The 18308-nt window shown below is 72.5% G+C and carries 15 protein-coding genes; 3 read left to right on the top strand and 12 right to left on the bottom strand.

Annotated features, from left to right (window positions below):
* The first annotated feature begins 18 nt into the window (after nt 1-18).
* Complete coding sequence (locus AB0C28_RS24785) at nt 19-1413, top strand: NAD(P)/FAD-dependent oxidoreductase (RefSeq protein ID WP_358077745.1); 1395 nt, start codon at nt 19-21, stop codon at nt 1411-1413.
* A 4-nt stretch (nt 1414-1417) separates the two neighbouring features.
* Here the strand turns inward: AB0C28_RS24785 and AB0C28_RS24780 are convergent, their stop codons facing one another.
* The 6 genes from AB0C28_RS24780 to AB0C28_RS24755 form a co-directional block, all read right to left on the bottom strand.
* The gene (locus AB0C28_RS24780; protein WP_358077743.1) at nt 1418-2482 is read right to left on the bottom strand and encodes a low specificity L-threonine aldolase; all 1065 of its coding nucleotides are present in this window, start codon (nt 2480-2482) and stop codon (nt 1418-1420) included.
* A complete protein-coding gene (locus AB0C28_RS24775) occupies nt 2479-3108 on the bottom strand; it encodes an SDR family NAD(P)-dependent oxidoreductase (RefSeq protein ID WP_357851574.1) in 630 nt (209 codons plus the stop codon). Before AB0C28_RS24775 ends, AB0C28_RS24780 begins: the two co-directional genes overlap by 4 nt.
* Nucleotides 3105-5183, bottom strand: coding sequence for a DUF6421 family protein (locus AB0C28_RS24770; protein WP_358077740.1), 2079 nt, complete (start codon nt 5181-5183; stop codon nt 3105-3107). The genes AB0C28_RS24775 and AB0C28_RS24770 overlap by 4 nt, the downstream gene beginning before the upstream one ends.
* Nucleotides 5184-5273: 90 nt before the next feature.
* Nucleotides 5274-5930 carry a response regulator transcription factor gene (locus AB0C28_RS24765; RefSeq protein ID WP_357851568.1) on the bottom strand — a complete coding sequence of 219 codons (657 nt, stop codon included), beginning with the start codon at nt 5928-5930 and terminating at the stop codon, nt 5274-5276.
* Nucleotides 5931-6010: 80 nt separating this feature from the next.
* Nucleotides 6011-7738, bottom strand: coding sequence for a serine/threonine-protein kinase (locus AB0C28_RS24760; RefSeq protein WP_358077737.1), 1728 nt, complete (start codon nt 7736-7738; stop codon nt 6011-6013).
* The gene (locus AB0C28_RS24755) at nt 7738-9201 is read right to left on the bottom strand and encodes a zinc ribbon domain-containing protein (RefSeq protein WP_358077734.1); all 1464 of its coding nucleotides are present in this window, start codon (nt 9199-9201) and stop codon (nt 7738-7740) included. The genes AB0C28_RS24760 and AB0C28_RS24755 overlap by 1 nt, the downstream gene beginning before the upstream one ends.
* A gap of 106 nt (nt 9202-9307) precedes the next feature.
* On the opposite strand from AB0C28_RS24755, the gene AB0C28_RS24750 reads away from it, so the two are divergent.
* Nucleotides 9308-11458 carry a hydantoinase/oxoprolinase family protein gene (locus tag AB0C28_RS24750; protein ID WP_358077731.1) on the top strand — a complete coding sequence of 717 codons (2151 nt, stop codon included), beginning with the start codon at nt 9308-9310 and terminating at the stop codon, nt 11456-11458.
* Nucleotides 11455-13113 carry a hydantoinase B/oxoprolinase family protein gene (locus AB0C28_RS24745; protein WP_357851557.1) on the top strand — a complete coding sequence of 553 codons (1659 nt, stop codon included), beginning with the start codon at nt 11455-11457 and terminating at the stop codon, nt 13111-13113. Before AB0C28_RS24750 ends, AB0C28_RS24745 begins: the two co-directional genes overlap by 4 nt.
* Here AB0C28_RS24745 and AB0C28_RS24740 read toward each other — a convergent pair.
* The 6 genes from AB0C28_RS24740 to AB0C28_RS24715 form a co-directional block, all read right to left on the bottom strand.
* Entirely contained in the window at nt 13104-13709 is a 606-nt protein-coding gene (locus AB0C28_RS24740; RefSeq protein ID WP_357851555.1) for a Uma2 family endonuclease, read from the bottom strand. The two genes, AB0C28_RS24745 and AB0C28_RS24740, sit on opposite strands and share 10 nt — an antisense overlap.
* A gap of 63 nt (nt 13710-13772) precedes the next feature.
* A complete protein-coding gene (locus AB0C28_RS24735; protein ID WP_358077728.1) occupies nt 13773-14414 on the bottom strand; it encodes an adenosylcobinamide amidohydrolase in 642 nt (213 codons plus the stop codon).
* On the bottom strand, nt 14411-15184 hold the full coding sequence (locus AB0C28_RS24730; RefSeq protein ID WP_357851549.1) for an ABC transporter ATP-binding protein: 774 nt from the start codon (nt 15182-15184) through the stop codon (nt 14411-14413). Before AB0C28_RS24730 ends, AB0C28_RS24735 begins: the two co-directional genes overlap by 4 nt.
* Nucleotides 15181-16212: an iron ABC transporter permease gene (locus tag AB0C28_RS24725; protein WP_357852477.1), complete on the bottom strand. Its 1032-nt coding sequence runs from the start codon at nt 16210-16212 to the stop codon at nt 15181-15183. The genes AB0C28_RS24730 and AB0C28_RS24725 overlap by 4 nt, the downstream gene beginning before the upstream one ends.
* A 4-nt stretch (nt 16213-16216) precedes the next feature.
* A complete protein-coding gene (locus AB0C28_RS24720) occupies nt 16217-17197 on the bottom strand; it encodes an ABC transporter substrate-binding protein (RefSeq protein ID WP_357851546.1) in 981 nt (326 codons plus the stop codon).
* Between the two features lie 199 nt (nt 17198-17396).
* The gene (locus AB0C28_RS24715; protein WP_358077725.1) at nt 17397-18251 is read right to left on the bottom strand and encodes a Gfo/Idh/MocA family oxidoreductase; all 855 of its coding nucleotides are present in this window, start codon (nt 18249-18251) and stop codon (nt 17397-17399) included.
* Nucleotides 18252-18308: the final 57 nt, after the last annotated feature.

The raw sequence follows: 18308 nt of genomic DNA, 5'->3' as shown, positions 1-18308 counted from the left end.
CAGAACAGGGGCAGAGCGATGCGCGCCGACGCGGTCGTCGTGGGGTCGGGGCCCAACGGACTGGTCGCCGCCGTCACGCTGGCCCGCGCCGGGCGCGAGGTGCTGCTGCTGGAGGCGGCCGAACGGTTCGGCGGCGGGCTGAGGTCGGCCGAGCTGACCCTGCCCGGCCACGTGCACGATCTCGGCGCCACGGTGATGGCCATGGCGCTGGCCTCCCCCGCCTTTCGCGGGCTGGAGCTGAAGGGTGTCGAGTTCGCCCACTCCCCCGTGGCCGCGGCCCATCCGCTCGACGACCGGCCGGCCGTGCTCGTCCACCGCGACGTACGGCGCACCGCCGAAGGGCTCGGGCCCGACGCGGGCGCCTGGCTGGCCAGCGTCGGGGCACTGGTCAAGGCCGGATTGCCGCTGGTCGAACTGCTGCTCAAGCCGCTGGGCCCGTGGCCGGTCGCGCCGCGTGCCTTCGCGGGGGCGGCCTGGTTCGGGCCCATGGCGGCGCTGCCCGCGACGACCTTCGCCAAGGCCCTGCGGACCGTGGAGGCGCGGGCGCTGCTCGCCGGCATGGCCGCGCACTCGATGCTCGACCTGCGCTCCCCCCTCACCGCCGGCTACGGGCTGACGCTGGCGGGCCTGGCCCACCTGGTGGGCTGGCCGGTCGTGCGGGGCGGGTCGCAGGTGCTGGCCGACGCGCTGGTGGCCGAGCTGAGGTCGCTGGGCGGGCAGGCCGTGGCCGGGCATCGGGTACGCCGCCTGGCGGAGCTCGACGCGCCGATCGTCGTGCTCGACGTGACGCCCCGGCAGCTGCTCGCCCTGGCCGACCTGCCCGCGGGTTACCGCCGGCGGCTGGAGCGCTACCGCTACGGGCCCGGGGTGTTCAAGCTGGACTGGGCGCTCGACGGGCCGGTGCCGTGGCGCGATCCCGCGGTCGCCGGGGCGGCCACGGTGCACCTGGGCGGGACGTTCGAGGAGATCGTGCTCAGTGAGGCGGAGATGGCCGCCGGGCGGCACTCGCCCCGGCCGTACGTGCTGCTCGTGCAGCCGTACGCGGCCGATCCGACGCGGGGCGGGCACACGTTGTGGGCCTACTGCCACGTGCCCAACGGCTCGGCGTTCGACATGAGCGACGCGGTGGAGACCCAGATCGAGCGGTACGCGCCCGGCTTCCGCGATCGGGTGCTGGCCCGGCACGTGTCGGGGCCCGCCGAGTTGGAGGCGGGCAACCCCAACCTGGTGGGCGGCGACATCGGGGGCGGGCTGGCGAGTCTGGGGCAGTTCCTGCGCCGCCCGGTCTGGTCGCCCGCGCCGTGGCGGACGCCGCTGCCGGGGGTGTTCCTCTGCTCGTCCTCGACGCCGCCGGGGCCCGGTGCCCACGGGATGGGCGGCTGGCAGGCCGCCCGCCTGGCCCTGCGCACGTAGGCGGTCAGTGGTCGCCGTCGGTGGCCTGGAGTTCTTCGGCCAGGGCGGTGGCGAAGGCGTCCACGTCCTCCTCCGTCGTGTCGAACGCGCACATCCACCGCACCTCACCGGTGGACTCGTCCCAGGTGTAGAAGCGGAACCGCTTGCGCAGCCGCTCGGCGGCGTCGCGCGGCAGCACGGCGAAGACGGCGTTGGCCTCGACCGGCCGGGCCAGCTCCACGCCGGGGATCTCGCGCACGGCCTCGGCCAGCCGCCGCGCCATGGCGTTGGCCCGCCGGGCGTTGCGCAGCCACAGGTCGCCCGACAGCAGCGCCTCGAACTGCACGGAGACGAACCGCATCTTCGACGACAGCTGCATGAACGTCTTGCGCAGGTAGTCGACCCCGGTGGCCGCGTCCGGGTTGAGCACGACGACGGCCTCGCCGTACAGCAGGCCGATCTTCGTGCCGCCGAAGGAGAGCACGTCCACGCCCGCGTCGGTGCTCAGCGCGCGCAGCGGGACGTCGAGCGCGGCGGCGGCGTTGGTCAGCCGGGAGCCGTCGAGGTGGACGAGCAGGCCCAGGTCGTGGGCGTGCGCGCAGATCGCGGCGATCTCGGCGGCGGTGTAGAGGGTGCCCAGCTCGGTGGTGTTGGAGATCGACACCACCTTCGGCTGGGCGCGGTGCACGTCGCCGAAGCCCCACGCCTGCCGGTCGATCAGCTCGGGGGTGAGCTTGCCGTCCGGCGTGGGGACGGTCAGCAGCTTGATGCCGCCGGCCACCTCGGGGGCGCCGCCCTCGTCGGTGTTGATGTGGGCGCTCTCGGCGCAGATCACCGCTTCCCACTGGGCGGTCATGGAGCGCAGGGAGACGACGTTGGCGGCGGTGCCGTTGAACACCGGCCAAGCCCGCGCCGCCTGGCCGAAGTGCCGCTGGAAGACCTCCTGCATGGCCTCGGTGTAGACGTCCTCGCCGTAGGCGATCTGGTGGCCGCCGTTGGCCGCGGCGACGGCCTGGAGGATCTCGGGGTGCACCCCCGCGTAGTTGTCGCTGGCGAAGGCCTTGAGGCGGGGGTCGTGCCGGGGAGTCAAGAAGTGAGGTCCAATCTGGTGCCGTTGATCTCGGCGGCCGGGCGGTCGTAGAGGCCGCCGACGGCCGCCGCCAGGTCGTCGACGTGGGTGAAGCCGGGAAATTCCGCGTCGGGGTCGGCGGCGCGCATGGCGTCGTTGACCAGGGCCTTGACCACGAGGATGGCCGCGGCGGAGCCGGTGCCCCTGAGCGCGTCGGCCAGGGAGAGCGTCCAGGACTCCGCCGCCGCCTTGGCCGCCGCGTAGGGGGCGCCCTTGGCGCTCGGGGCCTCGGCGGCCTTGGCCGAGACGATCACGAAGCGGCCGTTGTCGCTGCGGCGCAGCAGCGGCTCGAAGGCCAGCGAGACGTGCTGGAGGGTGCGGATCAGCAGGTCGTGCAGGAGGTCCCAGTCGCCGAGGTCGGTCTCGGCGAATGAACGGGAGCCGCGCCAGCCGCCCACCAGGTGCACCACGCCGTCCACCCGGCCGTGCTCGCGCTCGACGCGGGCCGCCAGCTCGGCGACGGCCCCGCGGTCGAGCAGGTCGACGTCGTCCTTGTCGACGCCGATCACGGTGTCACCCTTTTTGCCGAAATATCCGCACACGGCGGCACCGGTGGGCCCGCCGGCCCCGGTCACCAGAATGATCATGCTCGGAGTCCCTTAGTCGATTCGACCACGTCGGCCAGCTTACGGCGCAGCGCCTCGTAGAACATGCTGAGGGGGAACTCGTCCGGCAGGACCGCGTCCACCTTGGCCTTCTGCTCCTCGGGCAGCGCCTGCACGCCCTCGGCCCAGACCGAGGCCGGATGCGGCGCCACGTACGCGCTGACCAGCTCGTGCGCCGCCAGCCAGTGGGCCAGCTTGGAGCGGTCGATGCTGTCGCGGTAGAGCTTCTCGACCTCCCCGCGCAGGTCGGCGACCCCGTCGGCGACCCGCTGCCAGTCGATCGTGAGCCGGTTGTCGGTCCAGCGCACGATGTCGTTGCGGTGCAGGTAGGCGAAGAGCAACTGCCCGCCGAGCCCGTCGTAGTTGCGCACCCGCTCGCCGGTGATCGGGAACCTGAACAGCCGGTCGAACAGGATCGCGTGCTGGACGTAGCGGGCGTGCGGCACCCCCTGGGCCTCCAGCTTCACGGCCTCGCCGAACGCGGTCAGGTCGCAGCGCAGCTCCTCCAGCGAGTACAGCCAGTACGGCATCCGCTGCTTGATCATGAACGGGTCGAACGGCAGGTCTCCGTGGCTGTGCGTCCGGTCGTGCACCAGGTCCCACAGCACGAACGTGTCCTGGGCCAGCCCCTGCGAGCGCAGCAGCCGGTCGGCGTCCGGCGGCAGGTCCAGCCTGAGCGTCTCGACGGCGGCCCTGGACACCCGCCTGAACCTGGCGGCCTCGCGGTCGGCGAAGATCCCGCCCCAGGTGAACCGCTCGGGCGCGCGGCGCACCGCGACCGTCTCGGGGAACAGCACGGCGGAGTGCGTGTCGTAGCCGGAGGTGAAGTCCTCGAACGCGATCGGCACGAACATCGGGTTGTCGTAGCCGCCCGCCTCCAGCTCGGCCAGCCAGCCGGGCCAGATGGTCCTGATCCAGACGGCCTCCAGGTTGCGGCTGGGATTGCCGTTCTGCGTGTACATGGGGAAGACCACGACGTGCTCCAGCCCGTCCACGCGCTGGGTGTCGGGGTGGAACAGGTCGAGCGAGTCGAGGAAGTCGGGCACGCCGAGGTCCTGGGCGGCCCACTTGAGCAGGTCGGCGCGGACGGCCGCGAGGTAGGCGGCGTCGTGCGGGAAGTGCGCCGGCAGCTCGCCCACGTGCCCGGCGATCTCCGCGACCAGCTCCCCGGCCCGCGCCCTGGACTCCTCCGGCACCGAGCCGTCCTTGGCCTGCAGCGGCCGCAGCTCCTCCACCGACGTCTTGAGCTTGGCGAACAGGGCGGCCTTCGCCTCGTCCCTGGCCCGGCCGCCCGTCTCGGCGTCGGGGACCCTGGCCGCCCAGGTGATCACGTTGCCCCAGAGCGTCCGGTGGTCGTGGTCGTCGATCGAGTCGTCGCCGAACAGGTCGGAGTCGGCGAACACGGCCACCCGCCCGCGCCCGTGACGCAGCGCGACGGCCAGCGGCGCGCCCGCCGGGTCGGCCGCCGCCGACGTGGCGAACAGCACCTCGGGCGCCTCGCGCGGCTCACCTTCCGTCGTGAGCGTGCCCGCGCGGTAGAAGCAGGCCGACCGGACCCCGGCCAGCAACCCCGAGTCGCTGGAACGTTCCCCCATCACCCAGGTGGCCACGCCCCTGAACGCGTGCGCCGGATCGCGTACGGTGCCGTGCACGACCCGCACCCCGAACCGGGCGAGCAGCTCGTTCAGGTTGTTGCCGTACTTGTCCTGCTCCTCCTCGGCCAGCACCACCAGCCCGCCGCCCCCGGCGACGAAGTCCTCGACGGCGTCCAGTTCGGCCGCGGAGAACAGGGGGCTGCCCTGCCCCGTGGTGCGCTCCCAGCGCTCACCCGACGGGTGCGCGATCACCAGGACGTCCTGGTCCGCGAGGGCTCCGGCGTCGAGCGGGCCCCGCGTGCGGGCCGTGACCGTGTGCCCCAGGTGCCGCAGCAGCCCGGCCGCGCGGGCGTAGCTGTTGTCGTCGGGATGGGCGGGGTTGATGGCCTCGGCCACCTCGCGCCGGACGGTCCACGACTCGCTGTGCGCTTCGTCGAACAGCACCCGAGGAAACGATGACATGAAAGATCTCCTGTATCTACCGCCTTATGACGGAAAATATACACACAAAGCGGGCATGCTCCGCCAAACCCTTCCGCATGGTGAGACGGCTCAGGCCGCGCCGGGGCTCACGACGCCGGTCTCGTACGCGAAGACCACGGCCTGCGCCCGGTCGCGCAGCGACAGTTTCATCAGCACCCTGGCCACGTGCGTCTTGACCGTGGCCTCGCCCACGTACAGCTCTCTGGCGATCTCCGCGTTGGTGCGGCCGCGCGCCAGCAGCCGCAGCACCTCCAGCTCGCGCGGCGTCAGCTCGGCCAGCGCGGGCGACGGCCTCGGCTCGGCCCGCCCGGCGAACGAGGCGATCACCCGCCTGGTCACGGCCGGGTCGAGCAGCGCGTCGCCGGCGTGCACCACCTTGATCGCCTCGATGAGCTGCTCCGGCGGCGAGACCTTGAGCAGGAACCCGCTGGTGCCGGCGCGCAGCGCGGCGTAGAGGTTCTCGTCGGTGTCGAACGTGGTCAGCGTGATGACCTTGGGCGGCGAGGGGACGCCGAGCAGCTCCCTGGCCGCCGCCAGGCCGTCGAGCCTGGGCATCGAGATGTCCATGAGGACGATGTCCGGCCGCGTGCGCCGGGCCACGGCGACCGCCTCACGGCCGTCGGCCGCCTCGCCGACGACCTCCATGCCGGGGTCGCTCTCGACGACCATGCGCAGCCCGGCCCTGACCATCGCCTGATCGTCGGCGATGACTATGCGAATGCCCACACGCCGGAGGGTAGACGCCGCGCGCCCGGCTGAACACCGCCGGGAGGCGGCGGCCAAGCCGGGCGCAAGTGAGTTCCAAGTCAGGACACGCGCACGCTCTGCCTGATCCTGGTCTGGGTGGCGTCGTCGCAGGTGGATTTGGCGCAGAAGTACATGACGAGCATGGTCTTGGGCTCGCGGTCGATCACGTAGCTGACGAACGCCAGCGTGGTGCCGCTGTCGGGGTCGTGCAGGTTGCCGTCGAAGCGGGTGGCCGGGCTGTCGCCCGCCTGGTCCTGGACGGGTTTGCCGACGTTGACCTGTCCGGGCAGGAGCACCTCCATCTTGGCCTTCATCAGTTCCGAGGTGCCGTTGGCGTCGAGGGTGTCGGAGACCTGGACGTAGACGCCGGAGGCGGCCTCGGGGTCGTCGGCGACGATCTGGGTGATCTTCGACCAGTCGGCGCCAGGACCGGCCACGAACAGCTGCTCGAAGTCGGTGGCGTGCGGGGAGACCACGGCGAAGAGGTCCTGGTGGGTGCGGACGGTCCAGTCGCCCGGATACTCGAACGTGAGCGGCGCGGCGGCGCTGGTCTTGTAGCGGGTCCAGGTCTCGCCCTGGTTGCTGAGGATGACGAACGCGACCAGCGCGAGCGCCGCGACGGCGGCCACCAGCGTGGCGGCCACGATCGGCAGCCGCCCCGGCCGCTTGGCCGCTCCCCTTCCCGCCGCACCGAACGGCGCGGCATGCCGGGGCCCCGTGCCAGGACCCGCGGAAGAGCCGGCAGAGCCTGCGGAAGGGCCCGCAGCAGGTCCGGCGGCAGGTCCCGCGGCGAGCCCCGGGACGGGCGCCGCGTGCGGCAGCGAGTGCGGCCCCGAGGACGGGCCGGGGGGCGGCTGCTGTACGGGGTACGGCCCCGAGTGCGGGCTCGCCCCTGGCGGGGGCACCAGGTGCGGCCCCGAGCCAGGCCCGCCGAACGGGTCGTACCTCGGCCCGCTGATCGCGTCGCGCAGCGCGGTCACGAACTCGGCGCAACTCGCGTAGCGCTGCTCGGGCGACTTGGCCAGCGCCCGCATCATCACGGCGTCGACCTGCGGCGGCAGCTCGGGCCTGATCTGCGACAGCGGTGTGGGCTGCTCGGCCAGGTGCGCCCAGAGCAGCGCGATGTCGTTCTCCCGCTGGAACGGCAGCCGCGCCGACAGCCCCTCGTAGACCACGCAGGCCAGGGCGTACTGGTCGCAGCGGCCGTCGATGTGCTCCTTGTTGATCTGCTCGGGCGACATGTAGCGGGGCGTGCCGATGAACTGGTCGGTCTGCGTCAGCCCGGAGATCGACGAGCGGTGCTTGGTGATGCCGAAGTCGGTCAGGTAGACGTGGTCGCCGGCCAGCAGGATGTTGGCCGGCTTGACGTCGCGGTGGATCAGGTCGTGGGCGTGGGCGGCGTCGAGCGCGGCGGCCACCTGGGCGAAGATCTGGTTCGCCTGGCCGATCGGCAGCGGCCCCCGGTCGTAGATGAGCCGGCGCATGTCGAGGCCGTCGACGTAGCGCATGGCGATGTAGAGGACGCCGTCGGCGTCGGCGTTGGCCTCGTAGATCGGGATGATGTTGGGGTGCTCGATGCTGGCGACCGTCCTGGACTCCAGGATGAAGCGCTGCCTGAACCGGTCGTCGACGCTCAGCACCGGGTTGAGGATCTTCAGCGCCACCCGGCGGCTCAACCTCGGGTCGAGTGCCAGGTAGACGACGGCCATGCCGCCCTTGCCGACGATGTCCTCGATGTAGTACCCGGCCACCTCCTGGCCGATGAGCGATCTTTCGTTCAATGGCATCACGTCTCGATGGGGTGGCCGCAGTAGCCGCAGAAGCGGTGTGCCGGTCCGAGCCTCATGCCGCACGACGTGCAGTACTTGATCGCCGGGTCCGGCGCGGTCATCACCTGCTGCTGCTGCGGGACCACTTGGAACGACTGGGACCGCCGGACGACCACGGTCTGGTTGGCGCCGTCGTCGAGCGGAGGACCGGCCGCCAGCGGCTCTGGCAGTTCTGTCGGTGTTTCAGGAGAGCGGCGACGCCACAGCAGATACGCTCCACCGGCCGCGGCTATGAAAAGTATCGCGGCCGCCAGGATGAAGGGCCACAGCGGCGTGGAGCGCACGGGCTCGCTCGCCGGCTGCTTGGTGCCCTGGTCCTCAGGCCCGCCGCGCTTGGCCAGCGAGGTCTTGAGCAGCCCGGCCGCGACCACGTTGCCGGGGTAGAGCTCCAGCACGCGCTGGAAGCCCGGCGCGGCCTCGGTGTAGTACTTGGTGTGGTAGCGGGTCAGCGCCGCCTCGAACGCCGTGTCGATCGCGCCTCTGCGCGGCACCACCTTGGCGGCGGCCAGGATGCCGGTGATCTCCCTGACCCCGATCATCCTGCCTTCCTTGCCGCCGCCGACGAGCATGCCGATGACGTGGCCGTCCTTGTCGCCGATGACGGGCGCGCCGACCAGGCCCTTGTCCGCGAGGCCGCCGAGCTTGACCGGCTCGTCCACCTTCTTCTCCGGGTCGGCGAACGGCCGGCCGCCCGATCCGGCCCCGCCGCCCGCGGCCAGGTGGGCGATCTCGACGCTGTGCGCGACGTTCGGGCCTGGACGGCCCAGGAAGCCGGCCACGTTCGTGGGTGAGCCCGCCTGCTCGGGCACCTTGCCGGCCAGCGGCGCGGTCGGCATGCCGACGCTGCCGGCGGCGGGGGTCAGCGGCACCAGCACGGCCGGGCTGTCGGGGTCGGGGCCGGCCTTGATGCACTTGACCTTGAACCCTTCCGCGCTGGCCGGCGAGACGTTGGGGAAGGCCGTGATCTCGGTGGTGACGTTGATGATGCAGGTGGCGGTGCTGCTCTTGGGCGGGTAGCAGTCCTGGAGGTGGCGGTTGAGCAGGTCGTCGGAGAGCTTGTGCTTCTTGTCGTCGTCGGGGATCTTGACGTCGTGGTGCTCGGCGAAGATCTTGTTGGCCGCGCGGACGGCCACGTCGTCCGGGTTCACCGCCAGCCGTCTCAGGGCGACGATCGTGCCGTCGGGGCTGACGACCGTACCGGTGCCCTGGGCGAACGGGAAGTCATAGGACCGCTCCACATGCTTCAGCTCGCTGACGTGATCGAGCAGCGTGATCTCCACGTGGGACACGGCTTCGAGTCGTACGACGGCGGGGCTCACCAGGTCGGTGATCCCGCTCGGGTGTTCGTGCGCCGCGACCGGCAGCGCGGTGAGCGCCAGTGCCGCCGCGACGCCGGTGACAAGAGCTGTGAGGCGCGCCATCTCTCCGCTCCAAACGCAGGACCTAGGACCAGCGTCCCAATCACCTGCCGTAAGTCAATAGACCACTTCATAGACAAGCGCTTGCTCGGGGACATAACGTACGTGAATGGGTTACACGATCGGCGTGGACGTCGGCGGTACCTTCACCGACGTCGTCGTTCGGGACACGTCCGGCGCGATCTCCGTGGCCAAATGTCTGAGCACCCACTACGACCCCATCGCGGGGATCGTCACCGGCGTTACGCGGGCGCTCGGCGGCCGGGACCCGGCGCAGGTCACGCGGGTGGTGCACGCGACGACGCTGGCCACCAACGCGGTGCTCGAACGTACCGGAGTACGTGTCGCCTATGTCACGACTCGGGGCTTTCGGGCGGCCATTCCGCTCGGCCGCTACGCCCGGGTCGAGGAGGACCGCTACGACCTGCGCTTCACCCCGCCCCCTCCTCCCGTGGCGCCCGGCGACTGCTTCGAGGTGGTGGAGCGCGTCTCGGCCCGCGGTGAGGTGCTGACCCCGCTCGACCCCGCCTCCGTGCGCCGGGCCGCCGCCGAGATCGCCGCCCGGGGCATCGGCTCGGCCGCGGTGTGCCTGCTGCACGCGTACGCCAACCCGGCCCACGAACGGCAGGTGGCCGCGATCCTGCGCGAGCGGATCCCCGATGTGGTGACCTCCTCGGAGATCTGGCCGGAGATCCGCGAGTACGAGCGCGCCACCACCACGATCATGTCCGCCTACATCGGCCCCCTGATGGCGTCCTACCTCACCCGGTTGCGCGAACGCCTCGCCGATGTCGGGATCCGCGCGCCCGTGCACGTCATGGAGTCCGGCGGCGGCGTCGTCTCCGCAGAACGGGCCGCCAGGCGGGCCGTGGCCACGATCGAGTCGGGCCCGGCCGCCGGGGTGCTGGCGGCGGCCTCGCTCGCGGCGTCGGCCGGGTTCGCGGACGCGATCTCGTTCGACATGGGCGGCACCACCGCCAAGGCGTGCGTCGTGCGCGGCGGGCGGCCGGAGATCACCCACGAGTTCCACGTGGGCGGCAAGGGCAGCTTCGGCGGGCGCAGGGCGGGCACCGGCGTGCCGGTCAAGACGCCCGCGATCGACCTGGCGGAGGTGGGCGCCGGCGGCGGCAGCGTGGCCTGGCTCGACCCGGCCGGCGCGCTGCGGGTCGGCCCGCGCTCGGCCGGCTCCTCCCCCGGGCCCGCCTGTTACTGCCTGGGCGGCTCCGAGCCGACCGTGACGGACGCGAACCTGGTGCTGGGCTACCTCTCCTCGGCCTCGATCCCGCTGTCGCCCGCGCTGGCGGACAAGGCGCTGGACCGGCTGGCGGGGCCGCTCGGGGTGACGCGCGAGGAGGCCGCGTACGCGGTGCACTCGATCGTCAGCGCCTCCATGGCCTCGGCCGTGCACGTGGTGACGGTGCAGCGGGGCATCGACCCCCGCGGCTTCGTCCTGGTGGCCTTCGGCGGGGCCGGGCCGATGCACGCGGCGCGGGTGGCGGAGCGGTTCGGGATCTCGACCGTGGTCGTGCCGCCGTACTGCGGGGTGGCCTCGGCGGCCGGGCTGCTGGCGGGCGAGCTGTGCGCGGACCGCGTCCTGTCCCGCCTGGACGCCCCCGACCCGGCCGCCCTGCTCGCCGGCCTGGCCTCGGACGCCGCCGCCGACCTCGGCGTCTCGCTCTCCGCGCCGGAGGTCCGGGTGCTGCGGTCGGTGGACGTGCGGTTCAAGGGGCAGTCGCACGATCTGACCGTGGAGTGGACGCCCGATCGGGGGGAGCTGGAGTCGCGGTTCTTCCTGCGGTACGCGCGGGTGTACGGGATCGAGCAGCGGGGGGAGATCGAGCTGGTGAGCTACCGCGTCCGCGTCACCACCCCGGCCGGCCAGCCGGAACCCACGCCCGGGATCGGCCGGTCCGACGCGCCGCAACCGGCTTCTGGCCCGCCACAACCCCGCGCGTCCGGCACGCCGCGGCCCACGCCGCCCGACGCGCCGCAGGCCGCTCCAGAGCCCGGCCTGTCCGGAGTGCCGCGCCCTGGTCCGGACCCGCGCCCGCCGGCCCCGGCTACGCGCCGGGCGTACTTCCCCGAGTGCGGTGGTTACGCCGAGGTGCCCGTGCACACCAGGGACACCCTGACCGGCGAGCTGCGCGGCCCGGCTGTGGTCGAGGACGCCGAGTCCACGATCGTCGTCCCGCCCGGCTGGACCGCGACGCTCGCCCCTGACCTGGCCGTCCACCTCACCAGGAGCGGAGGCGGCCGATGACCGATCCCCTGACCGCGGAGGTGCTGCGCAACGCGCTGGTCGTGGCGGCGGAGGAGGCCAGCATCGTGGTGGTGCGCTCGGCGTACTCGACGTTCATCGTGGAGGGCTCCGACGCCTCGGCCGCCGTGCTGGACGCGCGCGGCCGTCTGATCGCGCAGTCCATGGCCACGACGCTGATGAACAGCATGGCGCTCAGGGTCGCCCTGCCCGAGCTGCTCGCGGACTTCCCGCTCGGCACGATGCGCCCGGGCGAGGTGTACGCGCTCAACGACGCCTACCGCGGCGGCGTCCACACCAACGACCTGCTCGTCTTCCGCCCCGTCTTCGCGGAGTCCGGCGACGAGCCCGCGTACTTCACCGCCACCATGATCCACGTCTCCGACCTCGGCGGCCTGTCGGCGGGCGGCATGGCCCCGCTGGCCACCGACATCTTCCTGGAGGGCCTGCAACTGCCGCCGGTACTCCTGGCCACCGAACGAGGGCTCGAACCGGCCGTCGAGGCGATACTCAAGGCCAACAGCCGCACTCCCGACAAGGTGATGGGCGACGTCAGGGCCCTCGTGGCGGGCACGGCGGTGGCCGCCGCCCGGATGGAGGCGCTGATCGCCGAGTACGGCGTGCGCGGCCTGGCCGAAGGCGTCGACGACTACCTCGATCACACCGAGGCCAGGACCCGCGCCGCGCTGGCCGAGCTGCCCGAGGGCAGGTTCGCGGCGGCGTACCCGATCGACGACGACGGGATCGACCAGGACAGGGCGCACCACGTCCGGGTGGCCGTCACGCTCGGCGGCCGGTCGGCGGTGCTCGACTTCGCCGGCACGGACCCGCAGGTCCCGGCGGCGATCAACGCCTCGGCGTCGCAGTCGCTGGCCGCCGCCGTCTTCGCGATCCGCTGCTTCCTCGATCCGGCGATCCCCATGAACGAGGGCTGCCTGCGCGCCATCGACGTGCGCCTGCCGGAGGGCTCGCTGCTCAACGCCCGCTCCCCCTACCCGTGCGGCGGCCGGTACGTGCCCATCTACGCCGCCATGGAGGCCGTCTTCCAGGCCCTGTCGGACGCCGTGCCCGAGCGGGCCATCGCGGCCAGCGGGATCCTGCAGCCGTTCTCGATCGCGGCGGTGGGGGCGCCGTACTGGATCCACCTGTCGTACGACTTCGGCGGCGTCGGCGCCCGCAGGGACCTGGACGGGCCCGACGCGACGGGCGTGCACTTCGGCATCGGCCGCAACTCGGTGCCGCAGGTGGAGCCGGTGGAGAGCCGCTGCCCGCTGATCGTGGAGTCGATCGAGACGATCCAGGACTCCGGCGGGCCCGGGCGGCGGCGGGGCGGGCTGGGCTCGCGGACGGTCTACCGCTTCCTGGCGGACTGCCACGTCACGACCCGCGGCGACCGGCTGCGGCTGGCGCCTCCTGGGCGGGAGGGCGGCCTGCCGGGGCGGCTGGGCGGCTTCTACCGGCGGCGGCTCGACGGGACGGTGGAGCGGCTGGCGTCGAAGGTGAACAACGTGCGGTTCGCGGCCGGGGAGGCGTTCATCGTGGAGACGACGGGCGGGGGCGGGCTCGGGCCGCCCGGGGAACGGGAGCCCGAGGCGCTGCTGGCCGATCTCGACGCCGGCCACGTGTCAGCGGACGGCGCGGCCCGCGACTACGGGTAGGCGATCAAATCGGCGGGATCGAAGATGACCGGAAAGGGCCGTGAAAGACTGACCTTGGTCCCGGCCTCGTGGGCGCTAGGCCCCCGGTAGGAGTCGTCTTCGAGCTCGTAGACGTAGAGCTGCGGCCCCTCGTCGAGTTCTATCCGCCAGTAGGAGGGGATCCCCGCCGCGGCGTACGCGGCGGCCTTCGTCGCCCGGTCGCGGATCCTCGTGCTCGGGCTGACCACCTCCACCGCCAGGCACACGTCCTCGGGAGCGAACATGAGCTGCACCGACTGGCCCCTCTCCGTCGGCACCACCACAAGGTCGGGGATGTAGAAATCGCGGTCGGAGGCACGCACATTGACGGCGGAGTACACCAACAAGTGCGGCGGCGACGCACGATGGAGGATCATCTGCAGCTGGAAGATCGCGTGTTGGTGCAGGGGGGTTGGGGCAGGGCTCACCAGCAGGCTCCCGTTGAAGAGCTCGTAACGGTTCCCGTCGTCCGGGAACTCGAGCAGGTCGTCGACGGTGAACGACGCGCGGGAGGGAACCGTGCGCCTCGTCAGCGTCTCGTCGGCTTCCGTTCCGGTCTTCGGTTCGATCGTCGCCATTGCGGTCACCCACTCATCATCGGGAGTCTCGCTCTCGCCCACATGCTACTTCCCCGAAAAAACTCACTTTAAGTGGCCGGGCCGCCACGCCTCGGCTCCGCGGCGCACGGCGGTGTGCACCGCTCGTGCCACCCTGGCGCCCCACTCCGAGCGGGGGCCGCCGAAGACCTCCTGCGGGCCGGCCTCGGGGACGGCCACGCAGACCGCGTCGGACGCCGTGCCCGTGCCGGGGAAGCCGGTCTCGATCATGGCCTGGGATTTCGCCTCGGTGACCGTCATGACCGTGTTCACCAGCGCCGCGTCCGTCATGGCCACCGGCAGGACCACGACGATGTTGATCGTCCCGACCCTGATCGGGGCCAGCTCGGGATCGGTGTGCCCCTCGGGGGCGGCGGCCCAGGTGGGGACGCGCAGGCCCACGGTGGCGTACGCCTCGACGCCGCCGTCCGCGGCCCGTACGTACCGGTCCACGGAGGCGGCGGTCATCATCCCGACCCCTTCGCCGTGCGCCGGCCCGAGGGAGGCGAGGTGGTCGGCCGGGTCCATCCGCGCGTAGCCGGCCACCACCTGCGCGTTCAGCACCCACTCCCGCGCGCCGATGCCGCCGCCCAGCATCGCCGAGGAGATCATCCGCCAGCCGGGCCCGAACTCCCAGAGCAGCGACCCGAGCCGGGCCCCTTCCTCCGTCCGGTAGGTGAGCTTCACGGTCCTCCTCTGACCAGGTGCACGACGGGCCGCCCGTCGGGCCCGGGCTCGATCTTCACCCGCGCGTCGAAGTGCCGTCCCACGAGGTCCTCGGTCAGCACCTGGGCAGGCTCGCCGGCGGCGGCGGCGCGACCCTCGGCGAGCAGCAGGAGGCGGTCGGCGTACAGGCCGGCCACGGTGAGGTCGTGCAGGGTGGTGACGACGGTGAGGCCGTCGGCCCGCCGCAGGCGGTCGATCAGCTCCAGTGCCTGCTGCTGGTGCCCGAGGTCGAGCGCGGTGGTGGGCTCGTCGAGCAGCAGCACGGGCGCCTCCTGGGAGAGCGCCCTGGCGAGCACGACGCGCTGCCGTTCGCCGCCGGACAGTTCGCCCGCGCGGCGCATGGCCAGCTCCGTCAGGTCCAGCCGCTCCAGCACCGACTCCGTCACGGCCCGGTCGTGCCGGCTCTCCCGCCCCAGATAGGGGATGTACGGGGTGCGTCCCAGCAACGCGTAGTCGAAGACCGTCATGTCGGGCGGCAGGGCGGGCGTCTGCGGCGCGTACGCCACCAGCCTGGCCCGCTCGCGCGGCTTGAGCGCGGCGGCAGGCCGCGAGCCGAGCACGACCTCGCCCCGCCGCGCGACGAGCCCCATGACGGCCTTGAGCAGGGTGGACTTGCCGGCCCCGTTGGGCCCGATGACGGCGCACCACTCGCCGCGGCGCACGTCGAGGTCCACACCCGACAGCACCTCGCGCCCCCCGAGCCGTACGGACAGTCCATGAGCGCTGATCATGTGGCCGCCCGCCTGGTCACGCGCAGGACGGCGACGAAGAACGGCGCGCCGACGAACATCGTCACCACGCCGATAGGCAGCTCGGCCGGCGCGATCACGGTGCGGGCGACGAGGTCGCCCAGCACCAGGAACGCCGCCCCGCCGATCATCGACAGCGGCAGCACGACCCGGTACGAGCCGCCGGCCAGCCGCCGCACGACGTGCGGGATGACGATGCCGACGAACCCGATCAATCCACTCACCGCCACGGCGGCGGCGGTGGCCAGGGAGGCGGCCAGCAGCACGGTGAGGCGTACGCGGGCGGCCCGCACGCCGAGGCTGCCGGCCTCCTCGTCGCCCACGGACAGCACGTCGAGCATGCGCCCGTGCAGCAGGAGCAGCACGGAGGAGACGGCGGCGTACGGCAGGACCAGCCAGAGCTGGTCCCACCCGCCGCCGACGTCGCCGAGGATCCAGGAGTAGACCCGCTGGAGCTCCTCGACCTTGAACTGCTGGATGAACGTCTGGATCGCGGTCAGGAAGGACGTGACCGCGACCCCCGCGAGCACGAGGGTGGCCGTGCCGCCGGCCCGCCCGGCGGTGCTGCCCAGCGTGTACGCCAGGAACACGCCCCCCACCGCCCCGATGAAGGCGGCCACGGGGATGCTGCCCGACACGGACGGCAGCAGCACGATGGCCGCGGTCGTCGCGAGCCCGGCGCCGGCGGCGGCGCCGAGCAGGTAGGGGTCGGCCAGCGGGTTGCGGAAGACGCCCTGGTAGCCGGCGCCCGCCATGGCCAGCAACCCGCCGACCACGGCGGCGACCAGCACCCTGGGCAGGCGCAGCTCGAACAGCAGCCCCTGCTCGACCGGCGCCAGCCCCGAGTCCACGTGAACGAACGGCAGCCAGTCCGCCATCTGCAGCACGACCTGCCAGGGCGAGATGTCGGCCGCCCCGTCGAGCAGGCCGGCGATCATCGAGACGGCCAGCAGGCCCAGGGCGCACACCACCCACAGGGGTCTGGCCCTGGCCGGGCCCGCCTGCCTCACCACGTCAGTTCGAGCCCGCCTTGGAGGCGGCGGCCACGGACGCGCCGATGGACTCGGCGAGCTGGACCACGCGCGGGCCCCACCGGGAGGCGAGATCGTCGTCGAGCTGGACGACCCGGTCGTTCTTGATCGCGGACAGATTCTTCCAGCCGGGCCTGGCTGCGAGGGTCTCCTTGCTCTGCTGGCAGCACTTGACGTCGGCCAGGAAGATCAGGTCGGGGTCGGCCTGGGCCACGAACTCGGCCGACAGCTTGGGGTAGCCGCCGGCCGCGTCGGGCGCCTCGTCGGCGATGTTGGTCAGGCCGAACATGGCGTAGACCTGGCCGATGAAGGTCTTGGACGTGACGGCGTAGGGGGTCTGGTCGAGCTCGTGGTAGTAGCTGAGCTTGCCGTCCTTGGGCGCCTCGGCGGCCAGCTTGTCCAGGGCCGTCCTCATCCCGGAGACGACCTCGCCGGCCTTGGCCTGGTTGCCGGTGGCGGCGCCGATCTCGGTGATCTCCTCGTACGCCTCGTCCAGGTTCGTCGCGGCCGGCTGGTGCAGCACGGGCACGTTGAGCTTGCCCAGCTCGGCGACGACCTTGTCGAGGTCGTCGGAGACGATGACCAGGTCGGGCTTCTGGGCGACGATGGCCTCGATGTTCGGCTTGAAGCCGGACAGCGCGGTCTTGGGCGCCTCCGGCGGGTAGTTCGACCGGTCGTCCACCGCGACGACCTGGGGGCCGGCGCCGATGGCGAAGAGCGTCTCGGTGTGGGTGGCCGACAGCGAGACGATCCGCTTCGGCTTCCCGGCGATGGTGACCTTGCCGTTGGCCGCTTCGACGGTGACGGGGAAACCGGCGGCGGCGTCGGAGGTGGCGGAGGAGGTGGGGGCGGCGCTGGAGGGGGACGCGGACGGGGAGGCTGTGGTGCCGCCGCCCTGGCCGCAACCGGCCAGGAGGAGCGTTCCCAGCAGCGCGCCCGCGAAGGCCGTGCGTACGGGCCTCACGAGTGGTCCTTTCACACTGTTCGGAACCGAGAGACCCGCGATGAGCGACGGATCACCCTTTTCCACGAGGGTTGATGACGTCAGCGCGGAGGCAGGCGACCTGGCTATGACAGTTGCGGGACAGCGCCGGACTCGCACCGGACTTCGCTGCGCTCTGCGCGTCGGACGTACGCTATCAATCCTCCTGAAGCCGCCCGCGTCAAGGGGTGAGTTGGGCCTCCGCCTCGGCGATGATCCGCTGGATGCGCAGCCCGTGGGCGGCGTCGAGGGGGTGTCCGCCCTGGCGTACGGTCCTGGCGAACTCCTCGGCGACCGTCTCCAGGGGGTCCTCCTCGAAGTGCGGCAGGACGGCGCTGCCGGTGCGGCCGTAGACGGCGATGGTCTGCGGGGGCGCCTCGCCGGGCGTGGTCATGCACAGCGACACCTCGCTGACGGCCCCGCCCTCGTGTTCGAGCAGCAGGCCGGTCCAGCCGAGCGAGCGGCCGTGCGCGCGCACGCCGGTGACCCGGCCGAGCGCGGCGTCCAGCACGTCGATCACGTGCGGGCCGACGTCGAGCAGCGCGCCGCGCTCCAGCCGCCAGGGGGTGGCGAACGGGTGGTCGCCGAGGAGGGTGCCGGAGATGTTCACGGCGTGGCCGCCGAACGGCTCGATCTCGGCGCAGCGGGCCAGGAAGTCGCGGGTCTGGGCGGCGTAGCGCAGGGTGAGCACCATCTGGGAGGGCACGCCCGTCTCGGCGATGACGTCGGCCAGGCGGCGGGCGTTGTCGAGGGAGTCGGCCAGCGGCTTCTCCAGCAGCAGGGCCTTGCCCGCGCGGGCGGCGAGGGCGGCGTACTCGGCCTGGACGGCGGGCGGGACGCAGAAGGCCACGGCCTCGCAGTGGTCGAACAGCTCCTCGATCCTGGTGAACACGGGCGCGCCGAGCTCGGCCGCGCTCTCGGGGCGCCTGGCCCACACCCCGGCCAGCCGCGTGTGCGGCCCCTTGGCCAGCATCGGCCCGTGTGCCATCCGTGCCCACGGCCCCGCTCCGACCAGCCCGACCGCCACCGGCTCCATACGTCCTCCTAGATCAGCTCAAAGCCACCATAGGGGACGTTCCGGACGGGAGGCGCC

Origin of the sequence: Nonomuraea sp. NPDC048892, assembly GCF_040649735.1 — a bacterium.
GTDB classification, from domain to species: domain Bacteria; phylum Actinomycetota; class Actinomycetes; order Streptosporangiales; family Streptosporangiaceae; genus Nonomuraea; species Nonomuraea maheshkhaliensis.
The sequence above is the reverse complement of the archived record's forward strand: the minus strand, read 5'-3'. Positions and strand labels throughout refer to the sequence as shown.